Origin of the sequence: Pyrobaculum sp. (assembly GCF_049971835.1) — an archaeon.
Taxonomy (GTDB): Archaea; Thermoproteota; Thermoprotei; order Thermoproteales; family Thermoproteaceae; genus Pyrobaculum.
This window is the reverse complement of sequence record NZ_JBMFKV010000420.1, coordinates 1-544: the sequence shown is the minus strand read 5'-3', so window position 1 is coordinate 544 and position 544 is coordinate 1. Positions and strand designations below refer to the sequence as shown.

Annotated in this window: 1 protein-coding gene; it reads left to right on the top strand. The window is 58.5% G+C overall.

All coding sequences use genetic code 11. The features are described 5' to 3' along the window. Positions 1-138: 138 nt before the first annotated feature. Positions 139-544, top strand: a 406-nt coding sequence (locus ACP5J3_RS15055; RefSeq protein WP_428496413.1) for a PaREP1 family protein, incomplete at its 3' end; no start/stop codon positions are given.

The following is a 544-nucleotide window of genomic DNA, read 5'->3' as shown; positions in this document are numbered from 1 at the left end:
CCACTCCTCGCCGAGCTAAAAGAAAAACTCGCAACAAGCCGCACATCCTGAGGCCGCCTCTACGCACGCCACAGCGCCAGACACCACGCCGCGCCCGCAGAGCCACACAAAAATATATTTAGCAATTCAGACAGAGACATGGCCGTCACCATATCTCCCCCCGTGGCCGAGGTGCTGAAAAAAGCGGCAGGAGACAAAGATCTGGAGGAGTTCCTACTCACACTAGTCGCAGAGCGGCTCGACCCACCCGAGCGCGTCGAGGCTTACCTCAAGCTTCATGAGAAGTATTTGAGGGAGGCTGAGGAGCTGTATCAGAGGGGCGATTTAGTGCAGGCTGGGGAGAAGTACTGGGGCGCCGTCGCCGCGTTGCTAAACGCCATAGCGGAGAAAAGGGGCTGGGAGCACCACAGCCACAGAGACTACGCAGTCGCGGTAGAGAGGCTGTATGAGGAAACCGGCGATGAGAGGCTTGTGGCGGATTTCCACATGGCGGAGGCGCTACACGCCAATTTTTACCACAGCTTTATGGGGCGGCGGCGGTTCG